Origin of the sequence: Caballeronia sp. LjRoot34, from assembly GCF_964253815.1 — a bacterium.
GTDB lineage: Bacteria > Pseudomonadota > Gammaproteobacteria > Burkholderiales > Burkholderiaceae > Caballeronia.
This window is the reverse complement of sequence record NZ_CAXUSB020000002.1, coordinates 1231587-1255027: the sequence shown is the minus strand read 5'-3', so window position 1 is coordinate 1255027 and position 23441 is coordinate 1231587. Positions and strand designations below refer to the sequence as shown.

Here is a 23441-nt window from a genome sequence, read left to right as displayed (position 1 = left end):
CCCCGCATAAATACCCCACGCCAGAGGCCCGCTGACGCAGTTTTCGATCCCCGGTCGCGACGGGCACGTCGGAAAGATGATTTGGGCACATGTTAAGGTCGCAGTTCCTTGCAACCTCCACAGCGTGTTACGCCGTCTCGCCGTCAAGTCAGCGTGCCAGTCTATCCCCTACTGCAGTACTGCCAGTATCACGTTCGCAGTACGGGGTAGCCCAGCCTGGCTATCTGTCCAAAAAGAGAGTACATACCGATCGATAACATTTGAAAACGCTCGCCGATGAGCGCGGCAAAGCCGTCTAGCACGGGTATCCTGAGTCGTTTTTCGAGACCACACCAATGTGCATGTTCTGGTCGAGGCTCGGCTTTGACTGTGGCGCAACACCGATGAGCCGCGTTTATCATTTCGGGGCACTGGCTGACCAGCATCGTGGCCTGAAATTCGACCGCGAACTCCTGTATGCCGGCACGATGTTTCCCGACATCGGACTGATGCCATCGCACAGTAGCCCGGATAAGCATTTTGAAGTTGATGGTGCGAACGTTGCACGCGACCTCCTGAAGCAACGACGAATCAGTCCGCACGACCCAGCCTGTACATCGGAGATGGACAACGCAGCTCGTGTGCTATATGTGCCGATAAGCTTGTTCTCTGTTTAGGCGCGCTCGCGATCTTCCTGAAAATCGCAAAAATCCAAGTTCGCTATCGGCAACGGCCTTTAATCCCCGGTGTGGAAGTTCGGCTGTCCGGCGGTTTTAGAAAGATCCAGATAAAAAAGGCAGTGCATTTTGGAAAGATCGTCCAGGCAATCTGGGCAACACTGCTGCCCAGTGATCGCAATCATGGGCGCGAAATACTCGGCGTCCGTTATTGTCCGCTCTGACAAACCCGCCGCATTTCACTCACTCAAGGGGCATCCTATGACTCGAGACAGCGCACTATTATCGACCTACACGAGCCGCACGGAAGCCGACAATGCCGTGAAAGCGCTCGCCGCCCACGGTTTCGATATGCAGCAGTTGTCAATCGTCGGCAAGGGCTACCACTCCGAAGAGCATGCCGTCGGGTTTTATACCGTCGGAGACCGGATCAAGAGTTGGGGGGCCACAGGTGCGTTCTGGGGCGGTATCTGGGGGCTGCTAGTGGGGCCCGCACTCTTCTTCGTGCCGGGCTTGGGCCTCGTCGCTCTCGCGGGGCCGTTCGTAGCGACACTGATCTCGGTGATTGAAGGAGCCGTGATCGGCGGCAGCGTCACAGCGCTCGGCGCAGCGCTCGCGCAAATTGGCGTGCCAAAGGATGACGTTGTGAAGTATGAGTCCATTCTGAAGGCAGACGGGTTCCTCCTCATCGCACACGGAACAACGGACGACATTGCCCGGGCGCGGGCGATTCTGGACGGGCGCAAAGATGACAGCACACAGTCCATCCAGTCGAGTGTCTGAAGGCAGACATTGCGTAAGCCGTCACCGAGTGCACTCCCTCGGTGTTTGGGCGGATCACTGTTGCGGGGGCGAGATTGCCCTCAGATGGGGGGGTACACGACGCACGGCAAAAAGGCCAAACCCGATGGCTGGCCGACTGAACCTTCGTCGGATGGGTAGTCCCCAAAATCGCGATAACCTCGTTAGGGTCATTGGGAAGCACGCACCTGTGCGATGAAATGTTTGAGGTGATCTTCTTCGGAGCAACGTCGATGAAACGTCAGACCGTGACAAGGCTGGCAGCCGCCTGGCTCGCAGCGGCACTATTGATAGACTTCAACCACTCCGTTCTCGGGCAAACGACCGGCGGCTCCGGTAACTCCGGTGTCGGGCTACCTGCTATCCGGACCCAAGGCGACGTCACCTTCATAACTGGCGGAGTCGGGCACGACGAGGCCCACGCCATGCGTGTTGACGAGGTACACTGGCCACTCTCGCTGAGTTTCTTTGGACCAACAAACGACTATCTCGCCGACGTTCACGTGCGGATCACCGATGCGAACGGCAGTGAGGTACTGACTGCTGATTCGCGTGGCCCGTATATGCTCGTCAGACTGCGGCCCGGCGCCTACACTATCCACGCTCGGTATAAGCACAAGAACGAAACACGCGCCGTGAAGGTAGCCGGCGATGGGTCACAGAAAGTGCCATTCACGTTTGACATTCAGTAAATCGAACCATGCACGGCCGTCGGTTGTGCGTGTGAGCGGCCCCCGCGCTGAACGGACGACGTCGACAATTGGCGCACCGCTTGTCCGCGTGGAAGCGGCTTGCGGTAAGACGAGACGGCTCGTGGAAAGGTCTGTGGAACTATGTCAGTACCCGCCCAAGCGCACCGATTTGCCTGTCTACAGTCGCGAAGAGCTCGCCGTCAACGCCGGCGACTCGGGTCCACACAAATTTCATTCGCCGCCGGATGTCTTCGGCAACACGATAGCACGGGCGTCTTGACATGATGCTTCAGTTCACCAAGGTTAGTGTCAAGCTTCACTCCTGAACCCACTCAATTTTCCACGCCAACAAAGCGCTGACGATGGGGTTTGCTTCGATCGTTACTTGCAGAGCGCTTTCGAGCTAACCGGTGCTGACCGGAACCAAGATGACAGCGCCGAGATTGTTACACCGTACGCCGACGACCACTCATCCAACCATGAATTGTTGCGGTTTCCGCAGCAGCTTCAGCAGACAAGATTCTCTTCAATGTCATCACTCGCCGCCCCGACGTCACAAGCTCCCGTCGAAGAAAGGAAAACCGGGCATTGATCGCCGGTCGCCCTGCCTTCACGTCGACGACGAGAGGCAACCATACAGACTTAATTCTTGACCAAGTAAGCGTTACGCCACGAGATCAGATAGTTTTCTCCGTCAATGCCTTTGATCGAGGTCGACACGGCGTCATTCATGCCTCGCTCATTGAGCGTCAACATCGGCAGATCATCCGCAAGGATCGCCTGAACTTTCTTGTATAGAGCACCACGGCTAGCATCTGTCGTAGCTTGCTCCGCCTGCGCGAAGAGATCGTCCACGGTCTTATTGGAATAACCGGAGGAATTGCCGTAGGTTTTCCCGATTGCCGAAGTTTCAAAAATCCGTGCGAGTCCCAGTGCTGGGTCGCCAAAGCTCGTGTATGGCATCATCATCGTGTCGAAGTCCCGTTGCTTGAACATACGCGGGATGGACGCGGCTACGTCGATCGGAACCACGTTCAGATCGACGCCCACGTCCTTCCACATGCTCTTTAGCGATACAGCTGCGACTGGAAAGGACGAGTCATCGGTCTGGAAGAGAACATTGATCTTGAAGCGGATACCGTCCGGGCCTCGCTTTAGGCCAACCTGATCCAGAAGTTCGTTGGCGTTTGCCACGTTAAAGGGATACGTCTTGCGATAGTCGATTTCCGGATTGGCAGCCCACGCAATTTTGCTCGGAAATGGCATGGTGCCGACTGTGCCGTTATTGCGAAATGCAGCCCGCAGCAGGAAGTCACGATTTGTCGCCATCGTCAGCGCCTGACGCACGCGCTTGTCGTTCAGCGGTTTGCGGGTGACATTGAAGACAAGCATGTTGATGCTCGGAGGAAGGCCGGCTGGGACCAGACGCAGTTTTGGGTCTGTACGCAGCACAGGGTAATCATTTGTCGACACGTAAAAGTAAGACGAGTAATCAACGTCGCCGGCAAGCAACGCCTGCGTGCGGCTCGCGGCTTGGGGGATGATGCGGAAAATTACCTGATCGAGATACGGCTTGCCTGCCTCGTAGTAGTTCGGGTTTTTGACCAAAGTAATATGGTCACCCCGCACCCATTCCTTGAGGATAAATGGTCCAAGGCCGATCGGCTGTGATGTCGCCGCAGGATTTGAACTGACGTTCGTTCCCTCGAACACGTGCTCAGGCAGGATCGCCCCGCCATTTGAGCAGGACAGCGAGATCAGCATCGGGCCGAACGGCTGCTTGAGATGCATGACGACGCGGTTCGGCGTTGGCGTGTCGATAGTTTCTATCGAGCGCCCAGCCGCCGCAAACACCGGACTAAATTTCGAATTGACTTCCAGAATCGAATACTTGACGTCCTCGGAAGTGAAGGGCTTCCCGTCCTGCCACTTCGCCGAATTCAATTCGAACGTGTACGTGCGTCCATCAGGGGAAATGCTCCACGACTTCGCCAGCATCGGTCGGATGTCCCCCTGATCGGTCGTCGTCGTCAATCCCTGATAGAGAATACAACCTACCATCAGATCCTGACCTGTGGTAGACACTGCGGGGTTAAGCCCCGCCGGGTCTGCGCCAATCCCGAGAACAACAGTTCCGCCCCGCACGGGCGTTGACTGCGCAAAACTGTGTGTCGTGCAGAGCAATGAGACCCCGGCCAGGATGCCTTGGACAAGTTTCGAACACAGACTGGTAAAACGCTTCATTGTGGTAGGCCTTTCATTGTGAGCAAGTAACCGTCTGTTGACATTGACGCCAGTTCGGCCATTGGCGTTTTGCGATATCGGATAGCCGAGGTGTGAACCGATTCCCCGGTACCTGACCGCAATTTTTTCATGGCTACGCTTGTTGGTCGGTATACGCCTTATCAGGGCAAAACTGTTGCCACGATGTCTGGTATTGGCGATGCGCGCAAAGAGTGGCGCGTACTTTTGACGTGTTCAAGAATCTTTACCTGTTCGGTTAGATGCCAGTCGGGAAGCTGACACTGCCACTCGTTAATCGACAGGCTCCACGCCAAACGATCGTCAGTTGGTCGGGCAGCCCCTCAATCCGACACGGCATCACATTCGTTTCAACAACACTGTGGTTCATCTTTCACTCCATTCTGTTCGCGCGGCATCGGAAAAAGAATTCAATATACAGAACGACTGCGCTGCGATTTATATCTAACAATTTCATTACAACGCGCCTTGAAGTGCCGGCCACTCAGTCATCAAGCGTCTGGTACACGCCATAGACAGAGGCACCATCGCATCCGCTTCGACGATCACTCGGCGCATCGTACTCTAAACTATGACCGGCATCCCGAAAATAGGATTCAATATACAAAACGGCCGAGGCGCTAATTTGTCACTCCGAGAGGTGCGCTCACCCACCGCCCTCAACTGCCGGACCTGACCCAACCCACCGCGACGCGGTCGTGCTGACATACTGGGCGCCATCGCCTAGTGCCAGTGATCGGCAAGTAAGTCCGGACATGTCGAGGAACGAACCGGATTGGCGCCAAGTCTTCCTGTCGCGCCGAGCGGCAATTCTAGCCGCAAATCGACCGTCCTAACGAGCGATGCCTCATATGGATATGATATGGCTTGCCAGGTTACCGGTCGCCGCGTGAGAAAATACGCTGGAGGGTACCGATAATAATGTAGCGGGCGTGGACATCACACCGAAAACGCTGGGGTAGATTCGGCCCTTGACCTGTTCGAGGCCGACAATAAGTTCTGCGGAAATGAACCGCACGCGAGCACAATCTGACCGTTGCTGCTGCGAAAACCCAGCTAACGGCGTCCATGACACTGCGCGCTAGCCGCAAGGAAGAACTGGCCTGACAGGCCTATCGCACTTGTCAAGCAAATAGAGGCGTCGACCTCTGTCGCGGAAGCTCGGAGCGCAGTCGAACCAGATCGGCGGAAGGGTGCCTGCTACATCTCGCCGCCTTCGTCGCCCTCCGTTGTCGGCCCGGGAACGAAGTGGGCGCCGCGAGTAGAAGTTTACAGATATCGCCGTTTGCGAGTCGACCATGGTCGGCCGCTTAGACGTCAAGTGCAGTGTGATACACGCGATGGCAAGATCGAAACCGATAAGTCGGACGGTCCGAAGACAAGATCTCGCCATTGCGGTGGCAACAACTTTACGCTACAGCGAGCGTTTGGCGGCGCGCCGGACGGCCTTGCTCTCGATGCATTGGCGGACGCCGAGGTACCCTATCGGTGATGTCGCATGCAAAGGGTGCATTTTACGCAGAACGGGCTCGAGCTAGGTGACGAGGCGTCGCAAAATGCTCCGTGACATGACGCGATAGGATCGGACGAGATCCGCGTCGGCTGCGCGCGGGCGTGTGCAAGCGCGTTACGTTCAAGGCTGTTGTTGTGTCTTCGACCACGCGCGCATCACGTTGGTCTGCTGCTCGAGTACACCTTCATCAAAGCGGGCGGGCGGCGCGACGTTTTCTTCCAGGCGACTGAATATATTCGGCGCATGAACATGCGAAATGCCTTGCCGCGTCAGCTCTTTATGCGCTTTTCGCGTCCACTCGTGCAGGAGAAGAACCGCCTCCAGCCACTCGCGATTGTGATACATATACGCGCCGAGATTAGTCGGTCGCGGAATACCCTCTCTCCGGTCAAGCGCTATGAGGTTCCCTATGCCAAACTGTTCGTGGTAAACGATGCCGTAGACAGCGCCGTGTACTGCCGGGTCGAGATTGGCGCTGTGCCGCATCAGTACCTTTTCAGCGTGATCATGGATGCGCTGCAGCGTATGATCAATGTACGCCCCCCAGCTTCGCGACGGAATCACTTTGGCCGGCTTATTGATGTCGAGTGCGACGAATATTTTTCCGACGCTCACTGGCGAAACGACCTCCTGCCAACTGGTCGGCGCGGCATCTCCGACGGAGTTGGAATACATTTCCTTCCAGAGGTTTAATGCCCAAGCCGTCATGATGCGGACGTCTTCGTAAGCTGCGGCCCTGACCGGGAGCATACGTCTCTCTTCCCTTTGCCGCGCCAAGTAGTCTATCCCGTAGACCGTCACCAGTGAACCGATGAAGCCCGCGAGCAGATTAAGTCCGAGTGAAGACGCCGCCTCGTTCTTCAGGAAACACAACCTTGTAGAAACACCGATGAAAACTGCGAACAGTGCCGGCAACTTGAGCCCGTCGCGGATGTCGCCCGCTATCGGTTTTTTGAGGTTCATTTTGATGTGGCAAATACAAAAAAGTCTGTCGAATGGCCGCCAACGCTTGATCGCCGCAATAGTATTGTCCGCTCTTTCTTCCGACCGGCTGTGATCAGCGTACGACACTCGAGCAACCGGGATGCGTCGCTGCTGCATTAAGCCGTGCGGGCATTCCCGAGTTCCGCGCGCCGGCAGACGCCGGCGGTCTGAGCAGCGTAACTTGATCAAGGAGTTCGTTCAGGGGCCCTTCGTCAGATGCTGCGGCAATCGCCTCACAAGCTAGCGCTACGTTCGCTGTCAGGCGCATCCGGAAGACTCGGTTTTGAGCTGTTCGACTCGTCGTTAAGCTGGCGATTACTCCCCTTCCCGCCCCACCGTGCATTATCGCATCTACAATCTTCCTACTTAGTTGCTCGTCCCGTTCAAGGGTCGGCGATGTCGCAATCGTCCCCGTGACCCTAAAATACCGGGAACGTTTTGACGGAAATTACAAAAATGCCTGTTGACTACCCTCTTCATACTTTGGGCTGGAAGGCTTTCCAGGATTTATGCCTCGCGGTCGCGCAGGAGTGCTTGCAGCGGCCAGTTCAGCAATTCCTGCCATCATATGACGGCGGCCGGGACGGGGCTTTCATCGGCACATGGTCTGACGGCACAAGTTCGGCATCGTCCACTATTCAGTGCAAGTTCACGTCCATTCCAAACAAGAATCTCGCCTTGTCAGTTCTCGTGGACGAATTAAAGAAGGTGCCTAGGCTTGTAGAAAAAGGCCTCGCAAAAGATTACGTCTTAATCACAAATTATTCGATTACCGGTGAAACCGAGTCTGAGATCGGCGTGGCATTGAAAGCAGCTGGTGCGGAATCCTGTCGTGTGTTCGCTGCTGAGTGGCTCAAGACTGAGATCGAGAAGTCGGCCCGACTTAGAATGCTTGTCCCTCGGTTATATGGATTGGGAGACCTCAGTAATATTCTGGACGCGAGAGCGTATGAACAGGCCCAGATGATTCTGAGCTCGCTCGGCGACGATCTCAGGAAACTGGTGGTCACGGAGGCCCATAATCGGTCTGTCGAAGCTATAAGCCGTCACGGATTCGTGTTGCTTTTGGGTGCACCTGCAGCTGGCAAATCGACAATCGGGGCAAGCCTCGCAGTCGGTGCGGCTGACATCTGGGGATGCCTTACTCTGAAGCCAACGTCCGCCGCGCAACTCCGCGACCGTATCAATCCGCACGAGAAGCAATTCTTTTGGGTTGACGACGCATGGGGCTCCACGCAGTATCAGTCCGACAAGATTGACGCGTGGAACCAGATCTTGCCCGATATCGCAGCGGCGGTGCAAAGAGGTAGCAAGTTCCTCATAACTTCGCGTAGCTACATCTGGAACAGCGCAAAGAATGATCTCAAGGTGCAGGCGTTTCCGTTGCTAACGCATAGCAACGTCACCATTGAGGTTGAACACCTGTCGACGGATGAGAAAGCGCAGATTCTGTACAACCATTTAAAGATGGGCGATCAGTCCGTTGAGTTTAAAACCAGTGTTAAGCCGTTTCTCCCGGCCATCGCTAAACGTGAAGACTTTCTCCCTGAAGCGGCGCGACGATTCGGCAGCAGGTTATTCTCCGACGCGCTTTCGCTCACGGAGGATAGGATCATGGACTTCTTTGCGCGTCCTGCTGCCTTCCTCTTTGACACGGTCCGAACTCTTTCATCTGCCCACAAGGCTGCTCTTTCCCTGCTTTTCGTCGAACTTGGACGAGTGGATTCGCCCGTAGTCGACGGACAAGGAGTCGCGCTCGTAAGAGACGCCTTCGGCGTCACGACGCATGAAATCAAGAGTTCGCTTAACCAGATGAATGAATCGCTGACGCTGCTGGCTCATGACGAAGATGGGCCCTACTGGCGTTACAAGCACCCAACAATTTCTGAGGCCATTGGAAAGCTGATCGCGCAGGACCAGGAGTTAGTGGAACTTTATGTTCGCGGAGCCAAAGCAGATTCACTCGTCTCCGAGGTAGTGTGCCCAGGAATAGAGGTGTTTGGCGCATCGATCGTTGTTCCTGCATCCCTCTTCGATCTGCTCGTGGAGAAGCTGGCGCCGTTGCCGCCATACCGCCTTCGATCGTTCATCGCTCAACGCGCAAATCGTTCCTTTGCCGGGCGTCTTGTCGCGGCTCGTTCTGACCTCGTTTCAACTCTACCGGATTTCTACGACCCGATTTCCGAAGACGGCGATACACGCTTTATGGTGAGCCTGCTTCGATTCGGCCTTCTACCTGAGAACGCACGATCAGATTTCGCGGCCACAATTTGTAGCTTTGCAGTCGAAAAAGCGGACGCTAGCCTCGTACAGGACCCCGAGTTGCGCGAATTTTTGACTCAAGAGCAATACTTGTCGCTGCTGCAAGACGTGAAAGAACATGTTCTGGACAACCTAGGTAGACACGTAGACCGTGTGCGCGACGCTTGGGACCCTAGCAATGATCCCGAATCGCAATTTGATGAGCTCAAATCTGCGATTGGGGTGTTCGTCGACGCGATATGTCCCGATGAGCAGGACCGGATCGGCGACGAAGCGAGCGGCCTTATATCCTCGGCCCAGATGAAGTTGGAAGAAGATTATCGACAGCCTGAGGAGGAGCAAGCTCCTGTTGCAAAAGGGGAGGTGCAGGGTAGCGAGCTTGCGCCCATCTTTTCAGATGTCGACGAGTAGTTGGCACCCTGCACCCGTGAGCCACCGCTGGCAACGAGCTCGGGCACGTCGAATGAGTAAAAACAAATTCGCGGCCGAATTTGTCAGACCGTTTTTTGGGGGCCCATACCCCTGGCTTAAATGCGCTTGCCAGCCGCGACTTATGCCGAGTTCTCGGTCGCCGATACAGCTTCAGCCGCTTGTACCGGCTCAGTTGACGCCGTTCCTTTGGCAATCAAACGCGTCGACTTCAACTTTTTGTCGTCCGGCCGCTTGACCATTTTCTTGGCGGCACCGACCTTCCGCTCGCTTACCTTTCTGGCAACGCCCTTAACGGCGATAGACTTTTTAGGGGCAACGTTCGCTTTTCGCAAAGAACTCTTTTTCGCGATGGGCTACGCACCAGCAGCCCTCTTCTCCGCGATCGTCTTCACGGCGGTCTTTTTCACAGCGGCCTTCTTGATTGCCGGTGCAGTTGCGGGCGCTGCAGCCTCGGCGGTTGCATTTGCAATCAGAAACTTACTACGATCTTTCGCCAATGCGAGCCAAGCGGGCGCGCGTCCGTGCCCGCTCCACGTCGCGCCGGTCTTCGGATCGGCGTACTTCGCCGCCTGCGGCCCGCGCAAATATCCGCCAACTTTTACTGCTCCGGTCACATTCGCAGTGGCTGGTTCGCCAGCGATTAGAAATCTGGAGCGGTCCTTCGCGTTGGCAATCCAACTAGGCGCACGACCACGGCCAGACCATGTTGCCCTGGTCTTCGGGTCCTGAAACTTGGGGGTCGATGCGCCAGCCTCGGTTAGAGCCTTGGCACGGGGTTTGACACCACGCCTCTTGCCGCCAGCGTGCGCGTCGATGTCGGTGACACTCAGACCGTGCTGTGCAATTAAGTCACGGATTTGATTGAGAGCAGCCTCAGACTTGGCGGTGAGTATCGCCTCGGCCTGCTCCTGGAGCTTTTTCATTTTGGCCTGAATCTGTTCTAGCGTTGCCACACGACCTCCGGTTGCATTTGGTATGCGAACTATGCCACGTCAACTACACATAGTGAAGCTGACGATGCGCACTTACGCTGATAGCGGAGACGACGCTTGCTGACCTCATCCAGCGAAAACTGATCTTCGCCGTTGCCTCTCTGAAATGATGGTCATCCGACTAATGACAAAACCTGCAAGCTCAAGACGATCACGACTTGTTCTTCAGATTCTGACTCTGCGCCGTGATCCGCTATGCCACGCACGCGTTGTCTAAGCGTAGACAATCTACAACGCGTATCTCGCGCCGGCATCTTTAGCCCTCCTGAAGGCCCTCGCGAAGAACATTTCCTCAAGTCTTCCAGATTTTAGACGTTATAAAACTATTAAACGTCCACACATCTTTAGAAAGGGCACCACGTTGGCTATGAATAAGAAGGCAGAAGTCTTACGCTATTGGCGCTCTGTCGAAATCTTCAATCCGCCAAAAGTCCCGGACATAAAATTGGACTCCAGCGATGAATCGACCAATCACTTCGATAGCACATCAGCCGCCGCGCCTTGGGAAAGCGGCTACGACAGGCCTCTTCCGCTTCGACCTAAACTGCTTCCCCGTCACTACGTTTACGGCGGGATATATCCAGTGCGGCAGGTCAGGGAGTTTCTCGAAACGAAGTTCGGTAGCGACCCGGAGTCTTTCGATGAACGACTGGATGCCGAATCCGCCTGCTTCCAGATCGCCGTGTCCCACGATGGGCGTCCGCTGTTTGACAGTTTTGTGCTGTCAGCGTGCGTCTGGGCATGGGGAAGGACGACCACCCCGGGGCCCAGCGCGGCTGACTGGCTAGATGGCTTTGAGGCGTTCGAAAAGGAGTTCACAACCGAAGTCGTTCGAACTCTCGGGGTGCCCCAAGACGATGAAGAAGGCATGGACTTACTCGCGAAGGGGCTACGAGTCGGTAGGCGTATTACGTTGCTCGACATCGCAAAACTGGTCGAGCGCCTGCTGGAATTGATACATCTTCCGGAGGCGACGCTAGCGGAGCAAACGCGGATCAGAACGGCTCGAGTTGGCGTGAAGCGCCCGTACGAGTCTGAACGTGTCGATTTTCTAAACAGCTTTTTTCTTGGTGACCTTCAGCTCGTCGCTGATTCACTGGTCGACAATGATGTCGGCCCCGCACTGCAAAGCTATCTGCTCTCGGACAAGGAAGCGTCGTTGTTGTCGCAGACAGATGTCCGGCAGGACTTGAAAACACTTTACGACACTCTCGCCCCTGCGAGATTCCCACGAGGTCGTTGGCCCAGTAAGGACCATCATCCGCTTGTCTTCGGGCAGCAGTTCGCGATCAACCGAATGACATCGGACCTCTCACAGGCCGGGTTGTTCGGAGTCAACGGGCCGCCGGGTACCGGCAAGACGACATTGCTGCGCGACCTTGTTGCATCGGTTGTTGTCGAACGTGCGATTCAGATCGCCTCACTCGCGTCGGCAAAGGACGTCTTCAAGGGTGCGAGCGGGTGGAAATCGGGCGACCGGAATCGACGCATCGCTCATGTCAACGGCGCTCTTTCGGGTTTTGAGATCGTCGTCGCGTCCGCTAACAATGGTGCGGTGGAAAACATAACGCTTGAGCTGCCAGGGGAGGGCGCGGTCGACGACAGTTGGCGGCAAGGTTTCGATTACTTTTCTGACCTCGCTTCCCAAGTCATCGGAAAGCCAGCTTGGGGCCTGCTTGCCGCCAGACTCGGCAGCAAGTCAAACCGGCAAGATTTCGCCAGCAAGTTTTTCTGGGGTTCCGAGCCCTCCTCCTCTCGAAATTCTGGCGACACCGCTTCCAGCCCGGTGCCCGACGGATTTAAGACGTGGTTAGGGGGAAACTTGGGCACATCCGTCGACTGGGCCGAAGCCGTTAAGTCTTTCAATGACGCGCTCGCGGACGAGCAGCGGTTGCGTCGCGAGCGGCAAGAGTGGTTTGAGCAAAAGAAGGAGCACAACGCGTCGACCAGCCGGCTTCGCGAGTTGCACTCATCTCATCAGCAGCGCAAGCAAGCGACTCTCAACGCCGAGCACGCACTCAATGAGAGCACAGCTAGCGCTGTAAAAGCGTCGGCGGCCGCTCAAAGCCACCGGAGTCGCCGGCTGGAACATCTTCAGGCGCGTCCCAGTTTCTTTGAGAACGTGTTTAGCCTGGGCAAGACTGGGAGAAACTGGCGGGCTGCTTACGACACATGTCTACAGGCCGAAAGCGCATCCCTCGCAGCGGAAGCAGGAGCAAACCAGCTCGTCGAACGGTTACAGACTGTTCTCCAGTATGCTCAACAGCTGGAGAATTCCGCCCAGCGAGAGATCGAATCGTTGAATGCGCGTATCGCGACTCTGGAAAGAAATCTGGCTCGCGCAAGAAACGCGTTGGGAGCGCACTTTCCTGAACCGGAAGAATTCAGCACGGACGAGTCGAAACGCGAATTAAGTTCGCCGTGGGCCGACAGAGCCTGGAACGACGCACGCGCATGCGTATTCCTCCAGGCACTACGACTGCATGAAGCCTTAATCACTGCAAATGCTGAGACTATCCTAGGCAATCTGTTCGGTCTGACCGACGTGATGTCCGGCGCGGTTCCAAAATCGGCGCCGTATGCAGCGGTAAAAGCTGCCTGGCAAACACTTTTTCTCATCGTTCCAGTTGTCTCAAGTACCTTTGCATCGTTCGATCGCATGTTTTCCCATTTGCGACGGGAAGATCTCGGCTGGCTTCTGGTCGATGAAGCTGGACAAGGTATTCCGCAGGCCGCTGTAGGTGCCATCTGGCGTTCCCGTCGCGCCGTCGTCGTTGGCGACCCTCTGCAGCTTGAGCCTATTCTCGCTCTCCCTTTTACATCACAGCAATCTCTTCGGATGCGGTTCGGCGTTGACGAAACCTGGATACCGGGGCATCTGTCCGTTCAGAGACTGACGGATCGCGTCGCAACCGTCGGAACCACGCTACGCGATCACGAAGGTAAGCCGCTGTGGATCAGCTCGCCGTTGCGGGTGCACCGACGTTGTGACCGCGACATGTTTGATGTTTCAAACAAGATTGCATACCGAGGACTAATGGTCTTCGGCACGACGCCGCGAAAGGAAATTTTGCTTCCCGACACCACATGGGTTCACGTTGAAAGCAAGCATGGCGAGGGGCACTGGATCCCCGATGAAGGTGTCGTAGTAAGTGCGATTCTTGATGATATGCAGTCACTGCAAGCCGAGATCCACGACGATATCTATGTCATCTCACCGTTTCGGGATGTCGTCAGCAAGTTGAGATCCCGCCTGCGAAACTACGAGAATGTGAAAGTCGGCACGATCCATACGGTCCAGGGGAAGGAATCGGACGTCGTGGTCCTGGTCCTGGGCGGCAACCCGCAACGAGTCGGTGCAAAAAAGTGGGCATCCAGAAATCCGAACCTGCTTAACGTTGCTGTCAGTCGCGCAAAACGACGGCTCTACGTTGTTGGCAATCGCGAAGAATGGATGAAGTTCGAGCATTTTCGTGAGTGCGGCGGCAGGCTCAACCATTGCGAAGGCTGGTCTCCCGTAGTGCCCTTGTATCTCCGGTAGAACCCATCGACGGCAGACGTTATATGGACACAATTTCCGCAACGAAACACCCTCAAACTGTCGGAAACGACCCGGTGAGCGCGGACGTATACATCTCTTGGCTCCGAGGCGCGCTCGAGGTTCGACCCAGTACTTCACCCGGAATGCGTGCCGCGTTGCAAACGGCAAACGTGCCAACAGCAGATGCCGAGGCCATCGTTAGCGGTGTCACGCGATGGCGTAGCATCATGGTCGCGCCTGCTGGCATCCAGAAGGGACTTTCCGACCATGCGATCGAGGGAAAGCAGACGCTGACGTCAGAATCCACCCCGTCGTCGAGGCGACGTATTCGTTTCTGGATATTGGTCGTTGCGCTATGCGTTTGCGTCGCGTCGCTCTTCTGGCTGCTATGGTCACATCGGGCGTTGAATCAACCGGACGCCCCCCAACGTTCGGACACGACTCCACTGACAGTGCCGGTGACGCACGACAGTCCCACGGCACCGTCGCATGTCTCACGAAAGACGGGCGCTGGTCGTGAAAGGCACCCTCCTAACGAAAACAGGGCTCACGTGACTCATGGGGTACCGGTTGTCGCCGATGTCCCGAGCGCGCCTCCAACGTTGAGCACGGATATCCGACCGCTCCAGAAGCTGCATCCAGAGTCCTGCCCACCGGGTGTCGATCGTCTGGGTTGCCCATCGGCAACCGATCAGACGGGACAGAATCGCTCCACTTCGTGCCCCTACGGTTATCAACTGCGCGGTGGAACGTGCGCAGAAGTTGATGTCCCAAAGCATGCGCACTTTGAATCTGTTGGCTATGGTTGGCAATGCGATGCCGGCTACGTACAGGACGGCTCGACATGCAAGACACTCATCGTCCCACCGCACGCTCATTTGGATGTTTCTGGTCACGGCTGGTTTTGCGATGCCGGGTTCGAGCCCCTGGGCGGCGCGTGTCAGTAGCAACGCGACCACGTGCGACGCAAACATTGCCGAAAGCGCCCGAACGGGATTGAATGCCGGCGAGAGAAAAGTTTCGATGCAGTGCGCGATGGCATCCATCCCTGTTGCAGCAGTCAGACTGGCGGGCAATCCCATGGTCAGTTGTGGATCGCAAATCACAGTGCGTGGCACGACATACGGTGAAATGACGCCAACCTTTCGACCATCGTCGAGGATCAGAATTGCGCCACGCCCTACTTCGCTGCCGGTTCCTGCCGTGGTCGGTACAGTAATAACCGGAGCAGTCCGGTTAGTGATACGCTGCAAACCGCCTTCGATGAGTGCAAAGCTTTATAGAGGGCCGTCGTGTATCGCGCAAACCGCGACGCCCTTTGCGAGGTCAATCGACGATCCGCCACCCACCGCGATAATTCCGTCGCAACCATTCTGTCGGTAGGCTTCGACCCCCGCCCGAACCGCAGCTTCATTCGGGTTAGGTGGCGTATCGGCGAATACGGCAACATCGTTCGTCAAGTCCAGCACGGCCAGTATCTTATCTACGATACCAGCGGCCTTTACGCCAGCGTCGGTCACGATAAGTGGACGTGTGATACCCACTCGGTCGCACTCCCCTTTCAGTAGTTCGATCGCGCCGAAGTCGAACTGGATCTGCGTGATGTAATTGATAAGCGACATGCAGGTTCTGCCTGATTTTTTGGGATAAAGTGGAATCCATATGCTAGGCACATGGCTCCGGGTCATGCCGTCTCCTAGACGTTGTTTTAAAGTAAGGAGGTTCCGCGAGTCTGCGGAACCGACAACATTTGATACCGCTATGAATTTCTCTCCATGCAGATGATCCCATCTCTCAACTCGATCGTTTCACGTCTGCACGCAAAGCATCTACGTCATCTGATCGCGCTGGGCGAACATGGTTCGCTTCTCGGAGCAGCCACTGCTACTGGCCTAACGCAATCCGGAGCCAGTAAGGCGTTGCAGGAAATCGAAACAACATTGGCCCGGCACTTTTCTCACGTACCAACCGAGGACTCGAGTCAAATCCAGCGGGACGCTGCGCACTCCGGTACGCACGGCTTTTATATATGACTTGAGTCATTTGCATGCCGAACTGAACGGCATCTTGCTTCGTGTCGGCGGCCGGCTCACGGTGGGTGCGATCATGGGTGCGGTGCCATTGCTCACGTCCGCAGTGTCAAAACTCATGCGGGAACAACCAGAAATGTCGGTCGAGATTGTCGAAGACACGAGCGCCGCGCTTTTCGCGCAGATCGAAAGCGGACGTGTTGAAGTGGCAATCTGCCGGACAAGCGTTAGTGAGTCGCCTGACATTTTTGATTAGACGATCATCCAGCAAGAGCATCTGTCGGTGGTCGCGAATGTTGCGCATCCGCTGCATAACGCAAGATCGCTGAGTTTCGATGACGTTGCTGGATACGGGTGGGTGGTATATCGCGCGAACATGCCGATGAGAGTTCCGCTTGAGCGGGAATTCTCTCAAGCCGGAGTAAGCTTTCCCACGCATCTGCTTGAAACAACATCGGCCTTTGCGACACTATCGCTTCTACAGGAGAACTCCGGCCTCCTCGCACTCGTCTCTACTGATGTCGCGAGTTTCTGCGTCGAACACGGGCTGACGTGCATTTTGCCGCTGTCGATCACCTCACGTGGTGAGCCCTATGAGCTAGTAACAAGAAGAGGGGCGCCCCTCTCAGTAGGAGCGTCACTGTTGAAGGAGATGCTTGCAGGGATCGATTCGGAGAGAGAGGAATGACGGGAGGAAACGCTTTCCGAAGACCGAAAAACGCGAGCCCTCCGCAAAAACGAACGGTTTGCGAACTCGCAAAGCGACGGAGTCAGTGCTGTCCGCCTCCATTCAAGAGTGGTGAATCGTTTGAAAAGCACTCCGCCGGTTTATCGAATCGGCTGGCGTCGCGTCGTACGCGGCCCGATTCGCTTGCTGGAGTCTGAACAACTCCCCCGGTCGATTGTCGACGGTCCTCGTCGCGGAATCGCGTGTCTCAACATGCCCGGCCTCTGTCAAAGAGCGACCGGCGAAACTCGACCAGCAATTACCATCCATCCGGCCTGCGATATGCCGCCCCTGAAATCCATTTCTCACATCACAAGATAGGTGACTTTTCCGGCAGTACCTCTCGTCACGAGCATCGCGCAGATTTGTTCGCAGCACACGGACGATTCCAGGCGAAAACCCAGAAGTGTCTGACCGCATATGATGTTTCCTTCGTGCGAATCCGCAATTGATAGGAAGAACCGGCAAGAGCCAGTGGGTGATGCGAGTCACAATGAACTGAAACTCGCAGATCTAAGTGGAATCGGCGAACAGAATCGTGGTTAGCTCGACCCCGGATCGGCCGTAAGCGTGACGGCTATCTACTTCTCGTTCAGTAAAGCCGTCCCTCATGAACCTGGTCAAAATCGCTCTCCAGCGGCCTTACACGTTCGTCGTGATGGCCGTACTCATTCTGATTTTCGGCGTTAGCGCGGCGCTGAAAACGCCCGCCGACATCTTTCCGAACATCAATATTCCGGTAGTGGCCGTCGTCTTTAGCTATACGGGCCTGTCGCCGAACGACATGGCAGGTCGTATCGTGACCTATTACGAGCGGGCGGTGACGACCAGCGTCAGCGACGTCGAGCATATCGAATCCCAGTCAATTCCGAATTACGGCATTGTCAAAATCTTCTTTCAGCCAGGCGTCGACATCAGCAAAGCGCTGGCGGAAGTGGGCGCCGCCTCGCAAACCGTGCTGAAACAGATGCCGCCCGGCGTCACGCCGCCGACGGTCTTGAGCTTCAATGCCTCCACGGTGCCAATCCTGCAATTGGCCCTATCCAGCAGAAAGCTATCCGAAGCCACGCTCTACGATGAGGCGTCGAGCTTCATCAGGCCACAACTTGTCTCGGTTGCCGGAGCCGCGATCCCTCTGCCTTACGGGGGCAAGGTGCGCCAGATACAAGCCGACCTGAACCAGCAGGCGCTGCACACTTATGGTATCTCGGCCAACGACGTCATCAACGCGCTCTCGGTCCAGAACCTGATAACGCCAGTTGGCACGGAGAAGATCGGCAAACAGGAATACACCGTCAATCTGAACGACTCGCCTGCCACCATCGCCGCGTTCAACAATCTGCCCATCAAGGCGGTCGATGGCACGGTCATCTACATGCGCGATGTCGCCTATGTGCATGATGGCAGCCCGCCGCAGATGAACGTCGTTCATGTGAACGGAAAGAGCGCCGTGCTGCTTGGCGTCGAAAAATCCGGCAACACGTCCATCCTGAGCATCATATCGGGCATCAAGAACCTGCTGCCCCAGGTCAAGGAAACGCTGCCCGCGAGCCTGCAATTAACCCCCGTCGGCGACCAGTCTGGCTACGTGATCAGCGCGGTCTCCGACGTGGTGCGAGAGGGCCTGATTGCAGCAGCACTAACCGGGATCATGGTGCTTCTGTTCTTGGGGAGCTGGCGCTCGACCCTCATCATCACCATATCGATCCCACTCGCCATCCTCGCATCGCTAGTCACGCTTTCGGTCATCGGCGAGACCATCAACATCATGACGCTCGGTGGTCTCGCACTCGCCGTAGGCATCCTTGTCGACGACGCCACGGTCACGATCGAGAACATCGACTGGCATCTGGAACAAGGTAAGCCAGTCGAAACCGCCATCCTGGACGGTGCCGACCAGATCGTCATCCCGGCCGTCGTGTCGCTGATGTGCATCTGTATCGCCTTCGTGCCGATGTTCACGCTAGGCGGGGTCGCCGGTTATCTCTTCCGGCCGCTGGCGGAGGCGGTGATCTTCGCGCTCATTGCCTCTTTCATCCTGTCGCGCACGCTCGTGCCGACCCTGGCGAATCATCTGTTGAAACGGCAAGCGGAGTCGAAAACCGCATCCAGTTCCGGCCGCAATCCGCTACGCCGATTCCAGCACGCCTTTGAGCGTCGATTCGAGCAGACGCGCCAGGCCTATCGTGGGCTTCTGCAACTCGCACTTCACAACCAGTACAAAGTGATCGCGGCCTTCCTCTGCTGCTCGCTGGGCTCCCTCGCGCTTGGCCCCTGGCTCGGCCAGAACTTCTTTCCCGACGTCGACAGCGGCCAGATCAAGCTGCACATCCGGGCACCTACAGGTACGCGGATTGAGGAAACCACCAAGCTCGTGGACAGGATCGGCGGGACGATCGGCCAGATTATCCCGGCCGCTGAACTGGACGGTATCGTCGATAACATCGGTCTCAGCGTCAGTGGAATAAACATGGCGTACAACAACTCCGGCACTATCGGCGTGGGTGACGCCGACATCCTTATCAGCCTCGCGCCGCACCATGCACCGACAGCCGGGTATGTGAAAACCCTGCGCGAGAAATTGCCCAGACGGTTCCCCGGCACCTCGTTCGCCTTTCTTCCCGCTGACATCGTGAGCCAGATCCTGAATTTTGGTACGCCGGCGCCGATCGACGTGCAGGTGATCGGTAGCAATCTCTCCGCCAACCGGGTCTTTGCCGATGATCTGCTCGCCAAAATTCGCCTCGTGCCTGGCATCGCCGATGCACGGATCCAGCAGTCGTTCGTGCAGCCCACCTTGAATGTGAATGTCGACCGGTCGCTGACCAGCCTCGTCGGCCTGAGCGAAAAGGATACAGCTACCGCACTGGTGACGACCCTCGCGGGCAGCACCCAGGCGGCGCCAACCTACTGGCTGAACCCGAAGACCGGCGTCTCGTACCCCGTGTCGATCGAGACGCCCCAGCGTGATATCGACACGCTAGCAGGCTTGAGGAACGTGCCGCTGACGGCGGGAACCGGGCCTGGCACAGCGGTGCAGCTTTTGGGAGGTCTTGCGGCGTTCTCCAGGGTGCCGGGGGATGCCGTCGTCAGCCACTACGACGTACGCCCGGTGATCGACATCTACGGCGCGACCCAGGAGCAGGATCTCGGCAGCATCGCCACCGGCGTCGAGCAGGTCATGCGCGAAGCGAAGCCGCATCTGCCGCGTGGATCGACGCTGGTTCTGCGCGGGCAGGCCATCACGATGAGTACCGCCTACAGTCAGCTCTTCACGGGGCTCGCCTTTGCGATCGTACTGATCTACTTGTTAATCGTGGTCAACTTCCAGTCGTGGCTCGATCCTTTCGTCATTGTCATCGCGCTGCCGACCGCGCTCGCCGGCATTATCTGGATGCTCTTCGCAACCGGCACGACACTCTCAGTCCCGGCCCTAACCGGCGCCATTATGTGCATGGGCGTGGCCACGGCGAACAGTATTCTGATGATTGCGTTCGCCCGGGAGTGCATGAGCGCGGGTGCGGACTCACTCACCGCAGCCATGGATGCCGGCAGCACGCGCTTCCGCCCGGTCATGATGACGGCCCTCGCGATGATCATCGGCATGATTCCGACGGCCATTGATCCCGGCCAGAACGCCCCGCTCGGGCGCGCGGTGATCGGCGGCCTGATTTTCGCCACCACCGCTACGCTATTCCTGGTGCCAACCGTCTTCAGTGTCGTTCACCGCGAGCGTAAGCCACCGCAGGTACTCCGTGCCGTTCCTGCTCTGCCGCCTCCGCAAAACTGATACATAAGAAGTCCATATCAATGTCAGAAGACCTCGTCAAAGCACCCAACCTGCGTCGACTCTCACTGATCGGCCTGATCGCGCTTGCCATCGTTGCCTGCGTGCTGGCGCTCGGGATCGCAAAACGTCGCAGTCATGCAATAACGCTGGTGCAATGGACGGCGCAACAAAGCCTGCCGACTGTAGCGCTTGCCAAAGTCGAACGCGGCGCCGAAACGGAAGCTCTGACGCTGCCGGGTACGATCGAGCCGTATTACCGCGCCGCGATCTATGCACAAGTTAGCGGTTACCTCAAGAACTGGACCAAAGATATCGGCTCTCACGTCGCGGCCGGCGAAGAGCTTGCGCAAATCGACACGCCAGAGCTGGACCAGCAACTCGATCAGGCAAAAGCTGACCTCGCCACGGCCCGGGCAAATGAGCAGTTGGCTAACCTAACGGCACAGCGCTGGCTCGCCTTGGTCGATTCGCACGCCGTGGCGCAACAGGTGGCCGATGAGAAGGCAGGCGATTGGGAGGCGAAGAAGGCACTTGTCAAAGCCGCCGAAGCGAACGTCCGGCGGCTCGAAGCGTTGGAAAGCTTCAAGACCGTCGTCGCGCCGTTCGACGGCATCGTAACCGCTCGCAAGACCGATATTGGTGCATTGATCAATGCGGACAGTACCGCGAGCAAGGAGCTATTCGAAATTTCTGACCTGCACAGCGTGCGCATTTACGTTCAGGTGCCGCAAGCCTACTCGGCGGCCGTGAAGGAGGGTTTGAACGCGAGCTTCAACCTGCCAGAATACCCGGGACAGAAATTCGGTGCCACCCTGGTTTCAGTATCTCATGCAGTAGAACCGGCCTCGCGCAGCATGTTGGTCGAGCTTCACGCGAGCAACGCCGCCGGTAAGCTATTTAGCGGAACCTATTGTCAGGTGCGTTTCGAGTTGCCCAGCGACCTGACGCTGTTTCGAGTGCCGGCGACCGCCCTCGTGGCGACCGATAAAGGTTCCGAACTGGCTGTGCTCGACGAAGACGGCAAAGTCACCTTCAGGCCGGTAGAGCTCGGTCGCGATTTCGGCGACAGTGTCGAGGTGTTATCAGGCCTGAACCCCAACGACAGGGTGATTGACAACCCGCCCGAGACGCTGCAAAACGGCGATCAAGTCACGCTCGCCATACCCACATCTGGGCAGGCGGAATAAGCCATGTCCCGTAAGTACCTTCTTGTCGTCATGGCAGGCGCACTCAACGCCTGTAATTTCGCCCCCCATTACGAGCCGCCAACGGTACAGGTGCCGGCGCACTACAAGGAAACGAGTGACTGGCAGTCCGCTGGCCCCGCCGACGGCCTGCCGCGCGATGCGTGGTGGACCGTTTTCGGCGATGCGACGCTGAACGGATTGGAAGGCCAGGTAGACGGCGGTAATCCAGATCTCGCCGCTGCGGCTGCGCGCTATGACCAGGCGCGCGCTCTGGCAGCAGAAGCGGGCGCAGGGCTATCGCCGCAGTTAGACATCTCGGGCGCGCTCTCAAACAACCGACAGTCCCGTGACCGTCCGTTGCGAGGAAACGGCCAACCTGACTATTACGGCGCGAATCAACTGGGTGTTGTCGCCAGCTATGAAATTGATTTCTGGGGCAAGGTGCGCAATAGGGCCGCAGCAGGTGCGGCTTTGGCCCAGGCAAGCGCGGCGGACCTCGCTACCATGAGTTTGAGCATCCATGCAGCGCTCGCAAGCGATTATTTCACTTTGCGGGGACTGGATGCTGACTCGCAATTGTTCACAGACACGGTTCGCGCGTATCAGCAGGCCCTCACGCTCACGCGAACTCTTTACTTTGGCAAGCTCGTCTCTCAACAGGATGTTTTTCGTGCCGAGACCCAGTTGGAGGCGACCGAGGCCGCGCGCACCGACGTCGCTTCGCGGCGAGCACTTCTCGAGCATGCCATCGCCACCCTTATCGGCAAGGCGCCAGGCGAGATCGCCATTACGACCTCTACCGTACCCGTTGCTCTGCCGGATATCCCCCCGGGAGTGCCCTCGGCCCTCCTGCAACGTCGACCAGACGTCGCCGCCGCCGAACGAACAGTCGCAGCTGCCAACAGCGAAATTGGCATTGCCCGGGCCGCCTTTTATCCGTCGATTTCACTCGATCTGCTTGGTGGTTTCCAAGGGACCAATCTCAACTTGATAAACCTGCCGGACATATTTTGGTCCCTTGGTCCCGAAGTAACCTTACCTGTATTTAACGGCGGTGCACTTCGGGCCGAAGCGGCCTCTGCGTACGCCAAATTCCAGGAAGCGAGCGCTGTTTACCGCTCGACCGTCCTCGCCGCATTCCAGGATGTCGAGGACAACGCCGCCCTCCTACATTGGTTGGGTCAGGAAAACGAACACGAGGAGGCCGCAGTAAATGCCGCTCGTCACACTCGCGACATCGCCAACATCCTTTACCAGGAAGGAGTGGATAGCTACCTCGACGTGGTGACAGCAGAGACCGCACTTCTCGAGTCCCAACAAGCCGACATCGACATAAGGACACGTCGCCTTCTCGCCGACGTTGGCATGGTCCGCGCACTCGGCGGAGGCTGGAACACCAGCGAACTGCCGACCTCGGAGGTAGCGGTGAAGTTGCCGCCAACCGCAAGAAAATGAACCTGATTGAGCCGGAACCGCGACAATCGCCTGATACGTCGCCGTCAGTGATTCCATAATTGGGAACGCAAAATCTATTACGTAACGCAGCGACACAACGCCGATGTGCCATCCTGA

Annotated in this window: 10 protein-coding genes and 3 pseudogenes; 9 read left to right on the top strand and 4 right to left on the bottom strand. The window is 57.0% G+C overall.

Annotated features, from left to right (window positions below; genetic code table 11):
* Positions 1–386: 386 nt before the first annotated feature.
* From ACSQ36_RS25170 to ACSQ36_RS25160, 3 genes and pseudogenes are all read left to right on the top strand, one after another.
* Positions 387–584 (top strand): annotated as a pseudogene (locus tag ACSQ36_RS25170) (phosphohydrolase); the annotation flags it as partial.
* 333 nt (positions 585–917) lie between these two features.
* Positions 918–1439, top strand: a complete 522-nt coding sequence (locus ACSQ36_RS25165; protein WP_436184035.1) for a general stress protein — start codon at positions 918–920, stop codon at positions 1437–1439.
* A gap of 251 nt (positions 1440–1690) precedes the next feature.
* Positions 1691–2149 carry a carboxypeptidase regulatory-like domain-containing protein gene (locus tag ACSQ36_RS25160; RefSeq protein ID WP_436184034.1) on the top strand — a complete coding sequence of 153 codons (459 nt, stop codon included), beginning with the start codon at positions 1691–1693 and terminating at the stop codon, positions 2147–2149.
* Positions 2150–2791: 642 nt separating this feature from the next.
* Here ACSQ36_RS25160 and ACSQ36_RS25155 read toward each other — a convergent pair.
* Complete coding sequence (locus tag ACSQ36_RS25155) at positions 2792–4393, bottom strand: ABC transporter substrate-binding protein (RefSeq protein ID WP_436184033.1); 1602 nt, start codon at positions 4391–4393, stop codon at positions 2792–2794.
* 1651 nt (positions 4394–6044) lie between these two features.
* Entirely contained in the window at positions 6045–7025 is a 981-nt protein-coding gene (locus ACSQ36_RS25150) for a hypothetical protein (RefSeq protein WP_436184032.1), read from the bottom strand.
* Positions 7026–7364: 339 nt separating this feature from the next.
* Here ACSQ36_RS25150 and ACSQ36_RS25145 point away from each other — a divergent pair, with 339 nt between their 5' ends.
* A complete protein-coding gene (locus ACSQ36_RS25145) occupies positions 7365–9581 on the top strand; it encodes a hypothetical protein (protein WP_436184031.1) in 2217 nt (738 codons plus the stop codon).
* A 374-nt stretch (positions 9582–9955) separates the two neighbouring features.
* On the opposite strand, the gene ACSQ36_RS25140 is transcribed toward ACSQ36_RS25145, so the two are convergent.
* On the bottom strand, positions 9956–10555 hold the full coding sequence (locus tag ACSQ36_RS25140) for an H-NS family nucleoid-associated regulatory protein (protein ID WP_436184030.1): 600 nt from the start codon (positions 10553–10555) through the stop codon (positions 9956–9958).
* A 484-nt stretch (positions 10556–11039) separates the two neighbouring features.
* Here ACSQ36_RS25140 and ACSQ36_RS25135 point away from each other — a divergent pair, with 484 nt between their 5' ends.
* Complete coding sequence (locus tag ACSQ36_RS25135) at positions 11040–14135, top strand: DEAD/DEAH box helicase (protein ID WP_436184029.1); 3096 nt, start codon at positions 11040–11042, stop codon at positions 14133–14135.
* A 992-nt stretch (positions 14136–15127) separates the two neighbouring features.
* On the opposite strand, the pseudogene ACSQ36_RS25130 reads toward ACSQ36_RS25135, so the two are convergent.
* Positions 15128–15757 (bottom strand): annotated as a pseudogene (locus ACSQ36_RS25130) (iron-containing alcohol dehydrogenase); the annotation flags it as partial.
* 159 nt (positions 15758–15916) lie between these two features.
* Between ACSQ36_RS25130 and ACSQ36_RS25125 the strand changes: the two are divergent.
* The 4 genes and pseudogenes from ACSQ36_RS25125 to ACSQ36_RS25110 all read left to right on the top strand — a co-directional run bounded on the left by ACSQ36_RS25125 (position 15917) and on the right by ACSQ36_RS25110 (position 23324).
* A pseudogene (locus tag ACSQ36_RS25125) lies at positions 15917–16853 on the top strand (LysR family transcriptional regulator).
* A 649-nt stretch (positions 16854–17502) separates the two neighbouring features.
* The gene (locus ACSQ36_RS25120) at positions 17503–20682 is read left to right on the top strand and encodes an efflux RND transporter permease subunit (RefSeq protein WP_436184028.1); all 3180 of its coding nucleotides are present in this window, start codon (positions 17503–17505) and stop codon (positions 20680–20682) included.
* Positions 20683–20702: 20 nt separating this feature from the next.
* A complete protein-coding gene (locus ACSQ36_RS25115; RefSeq protein ID WP_436184027.1) occupies positions 20703–21869 on the top strand; it encodes an efflux RND transporter periplasmic adaptor subunit in 1167 nt (388 codons plus the stop codon).
* A gap of 3 nt (positions 21870–21872) precedes the next feature.
* On the top strand, positions 21873–23324 hold the full coding sequence (locus ACSQ36_RS25110) for an efflux transporter outer membrane subunit (protein WP_436184026.1): 1452 nt from the start codon (positions 21873–21875) through the stop codon (positions 23322–23324).
* Positions 23325–23441 lie beyond the last annotated feature (117 nt).